This window comes from Aeromonas aquatilis, assembly GCF_054052405.1.
Genome location: NZ_JBSTYP010000119.1, coordinates 1 through 3,620, shown reverse-complemented (window position 1 = coordinate 3,620; position 3,620 = coordinate 1). Strand labels below are relative to the sequence as shown.

Below are 3,620 nucleotides of genomic sequence, written 5' to 3'. Positions count from 1 at the left end.
AGTGCCAAGGTCGGTGCGGGCAAGTTCAGGCCGTTGCGACAGCTGCCACCGGCTTAGCGTGCTTTATTTTCCGTTTTCTGAGACGACCCCATAAAAACAGCATTGATATCATGCTGTTATGGCGTTTTCGCCACCATTTCCGCCACTCATCCATAATTAAATACTCCTTTTCTTTCAATGCGTTACACCAGCTTTGCTGGTGCGTAATGTGTATGGCTGTGAACCACCGTTTTTAAGGGCAGAATGACGGCGCGAAGAGTGGCTATATCGTTAAGGGTGGCACTGTTCGGGGGTACTGGAACACCCGCGAAGCGGATAGCGGTACAGAACCGGAACAGATCCGGTACAAAAGTGGGACAGAAGTGGGACATTTGCAGGGCGGTGCGGGAACAAATAGCTCGGAGGGCAACCGAGACTAATGCGCGATAGGCCGCTAAAACCCGCTGAAACAATATCCCGCAGGCTCCGGCCCTAAAAACGCCTCAGAAGCGTTGCAAACTTTCAGGCGGTAAACGCCTTGGTAGACCGGTTGGAATGCGCCAAAACGCGATACAGGAGGCGGATTTCGACTTGGGTATCCGTTTTGGTATGCGAAATCGGCTATTGAACATAAAAGGCGTTATGCGCACCTCAAAATCCCCTTCGGTTCGCCAGTTTTGGGGGTTGTATAACCCCTAATTGCAGTACTGCAATTAGGGGAGATCGGTGGACATCGATGGTTATCTAGTCGCACAATGTAAACATCTGACTACAAGGGGGTGTTATGAGCGTAATGTCTGTCCGTCTGCCGGATGAAGTAGACCAGCAATTGGGGCAACTGGCCCAGTCTACAGGTAGAACCAAATCATGGTTGGCCAACCAAGCCATTCAGGATTACTTGGCGCGAGAAGCTTGGCAGATCGCGCAGATTGAGGCGGCATTGATCGAGGCTGATTCTGGCGATTTTGTACCGGAAAAAGAGATGGCGGCGAAGTTTAGTCGGTGGGGTATCAATGCGGGTTAAATGGCTACGCAAGGCAGCGCTCAACTTGGAGGATGCGCACGACTTCCTATCGAGAGAAAACCCGATAGTTGCACAGGAGTTTGTGCGCGAAGTGTATCGGCTGGTTAGCCTGTTATCGACTCAGCCGGCCATGGGGCGGCCCGGGCGGGTTCCTGGAACGAGAGAACTCGTGGTGCAGCCCTATCCGTTCCTGCTTCCGTATCGGGTGCAAGGGGATGAGATCCACATTCTGCGGGTATTCCACACCAGACAACGCTTCCCAAGCCAGTTGTGAGTTAATGGTTGGGTTGAATGAGTCCTTCTTATTAAGGTTCTGGTATCTTGATCGCTTTCACTGAAAATAAAAAATGGAGTTTTTCATGAGGGTTGTTGTTGCTGTTTTTTTGGCTCTGGCGCTTTCCGCCTGCGGGTCTGCGGACAAACCATTCTTGGGGTTTTGGAAGGTTCAGGGCGACCGCTTTGAATATTTGAAAATCGAGAAAAACGGTGAAGGTCATTTGCTGACAAGGTATGGAAATAGCATTTTGGATGGTTCGGTTGAACGCAAAGAGTTTCCTGCGACCATCAAAGACAACACGTTGACGATTGGGGCGCTTGGCGTCAGTGGCGTTTACAAAGAATCGGATAAAACGTTGGTGCTTAATGGGAAGCAAGTCTTTGCCAAGGTCGATGATGCTGAGGCACTTAAAGTGATCGAAGCCAAAGAGCAGGAAAAGGCGAAGGCAGAGGCCGATTGCAAGGCATTGCAAGAAGAGGTCGATCGCAAGAATCAGGAGCTCAAAGGCAAGAGCAAAGAAGAGTGGAATGCTTACGTTAAGTCCTTGGATGGCCGCAAGCCCAAGCGTTGCTGGTTAAAAAATGCAGGGATGGCGTGGTAATCTCATGGAGTTCCAGCCTGTGTAGGCGGATTGTTTGTGTTGCTTCCTTATCTTCATTTTTTAAATTTGATTGATCATTTTTATAAAATGAATATCTTCTGTATCCCCCTGTAACGGGTCTTTTTTAGTCTTCGATAGCTGAGGCTACTTAGTATCCTCAGCTATCGCGACTGTTGGCTGGCAGTGTTCATCACAGGCCTACGTTCTCAACCCCATCACTGTAGACTTGGCATGAAAGTCGATTGTTTTGGCGTGCGGCATTGTTCTTCCAATGCAGTGGTCTAAGGTTGCCTAAGTTATCACCACCCCCATTTGATACTGGGGTTACATGGTCAATTTCCCATCCGTATTTGTTGTCTCTATTTCCGTATTGAGATCGGTTGATCCATGCACCGCATTGATCTTTCCTGAACCCTTTCATCTCGTTTTCTTGAGATATGAATGTGGCTTTGTTCCATACGGCGGAGATCGTTTCTGCAGACCAGTTGCTCATGTTGGCTACCTCTTACTGGTCTTTTTTGGGGCGGTTGAGTGGGATTTTGAACATGCCACCATTGGGTCTGGTGATTCGGCGTCCTTTAACTGTGATATACGGACGGTAGATATAATCTGCACTTTCATCGTCTAGTCGTAGCATTTTTTGTGCTCCTCTTTAGAATGCTATGATTTCTTTAGTCTCACTAGATCAAAGTGATCGATGAGCCTAAAATCATTGTACCGATCATTTTGATTAGATCAAGCGTTCTCAGGAGGTTTTTTGTGGTTAATGATAAAGCTGATGAAAATCAAAAGGTTGCCGAAAGATGGGCATTTATTGAGCTTCTGCTCATGGCTAAAGGGTGGTTGTCTCGCGCGGATTTAATGAACCGGTTTGGTCTGAAGGAGGCTGCGGCGACGAGGGATCTTGGCGGGTATAGAGAGATCGCGTCCCATAATTTGGAATTTAACCCAAGTTTAAAACGTTATGAGATTAAGAGTGCAACATTTAAGAGTGAGTACCCTATATCTTCATCCTCAGTTATTTCAAGGCTTAAAAGCAAGAAGGTTTCTTCTTATCTTGGTTTTGTGGAGCCGCCAATAATAAGCCTGAAAGATCTACTTCCTATCCCAGAAAAAGACATGGTCTTGTCAATATCAAGGGCTATATCAAATGACTTATCTATGTCTTTTGAATATATTTCTCTTTCTAGTGGGTTTTCAGAAAAAAAAGTGCACCCTGTTAAAATATTTGACGTGAATGGAATGTTTTATTTAAGGTGTTACGACTATAAATATGGTAAATATTTATCTCTTTTGATAAATAGGATTGGTAAGTTTATTGGATATCATAAAAAGGAGGATTCTGTTTGCAGTGATTTGGAATGGGATGAAAGTGTTTCGGTTGAGTTGATCTCTCATCCTAAGTTAGAGGAAAAGGATCGAGAGACTATTGAGCGCGAGCTTGGAATGGTTGGCGGGGTACTGGTTAAAGATGTGTCTATTGCTTTGTTTGGTTTTCAAATGTTGAAGTGGAAGGTTGATTGTTCTTTAGATAAAAATCTTGATCGTAGTTATTTTCTGGCTTTGAGAAATATGGATGTTCTTGAGCGCTTACCTCATGGGATTAAAAGCATTGCGCCTGGAGTGGAACCTAGAGCACAATGAGTACATGAGTACATGAGTACATGAGTACATGAGTACATGAGTACATGAGTACATGAGTACATGAGTACATGAGTACATGAGTACATGAGTACATG

5 protein-coding genes are annotated in these 3,620 nt (G+C 45.7%); 4 read left to right on the top strand and 1 reads right to left on the bottom strand.

Translation table 11 applies throughout. The features are described 5' to 3' along the window. Window positions 1–763 precede the first annotated feature (763 nt). The 3 genes from ACW5W8_RS23390 (at window position 764) to ACW5W8_RS23380 (ending at window position 1,881) form a co-directional block, all read left to right on the top strand. A complete protein-coding gene (locus ACW5W8_RS23390; RefSeq protein WP_182936461.1) occupies window positions 764–1,003 on the top strand; it encodes a CopG family ribbon-helix-helix protein in 240 nt (79 codons plus the stop codon). Continuing rightward, window positions 993–1,277: a type II toxin-antitoxin system RelE/ParE family toxin gene (locus tag ACW5W8_RS23385; protein ID WP_068982395.1), complete on the top strand. Its 285-nt coding sequence runs from the start codon at window positions 993–995 to the stop codon at window positions 1,275–1,277. Before ACW5W8_RS23390 ends, ACW5W8_RS23385 begins: the two co-directional genes overlap by 11 nt. Before the next feature lie 85 nt (window positions 1,278–1,362). Continuing rightward, window positions 1,363–1,881 carry a hypothetical protein gene (locus ACW5W8_RS23380; protein WP_416312103.1) on the top strand — a complete coding sequence of 173 codons (519 nt, stop codon included), beginning with the start codon at window positions 1,363–1,365 and terminating at the stop codon, window positions 1,879–1,881. 190 nt (window positions 1,882–2,071) lie between these two features. On the opposite strand, the gene ACW5W8_RS23375 is transcribed toward ACW5W8_RS23380, so the two are convergent. Further along, the gene (locus tag ACW5W8_RS23375) at window positions 2,072–2,374 is read right to left on the bottom strand and encodes an HNH endonuclease signature motif containing protein (RefSeq protein ID WP_081326113.1); all 303 of its coding nucleotides are present in this window, start codon (window positions 2,372–2,374) and stop codon (window positions 2,072–2,074) included. 266 nt (window positions 2,375–2,640) lie between these two features. Here ACW5W8_RS23375 and ACW5W8_RS23370 point away from each other — a divergent pair, with 266 nt between their 5' ends. Further along, entirely contained in the window at window positions 2,641–3,525 is an 885-nt protein-coding gene (locus tag ACW5W8_RS23370) for a BrxR family helix-turn-helix transcriptional regulator (RefSeq protein ID WP_498630795.1), read from the top strand. The last annotated feature ends 95 nt before the right edge of the window (window positions 3,526–3,620 follow it).

What these genes read in the sequence shown, in the direction of transcription:
- ACW5W8_RS23380 (WP_416312103.1), top strand. Translation starts at nt 1,363, where the DNA reads ATGAGGGTTGTTGTTGCTGTTTTTTTGGCTCTGGCGCTTTCCGCCTGC.
- ACW5W8_RS23385 (WP_068982395.1), top strand. Translation starts at nt 993, where the DNA reads ATGCGGGTTAAATGGCTACGCAAGGCAGCGCTCAACTTGGAGGATGCG.
- ACW5W8_RS23390 (WP_182936461.1), top strand. Translation starts at nt 764, where the DNA reads ATGAGCGTAATGTCTGTCCGTCTGCCGGATGAAGTAGACCAGCAATTG.
- ACW5W8_RS23375 (WP_081326113.1), bottom strand. Translation starts at nt 2,374, where the DNA reads ATGAGCAACTGGTCTGCAGAAACGATCTCCGCCGTATGGAACAAAGCC.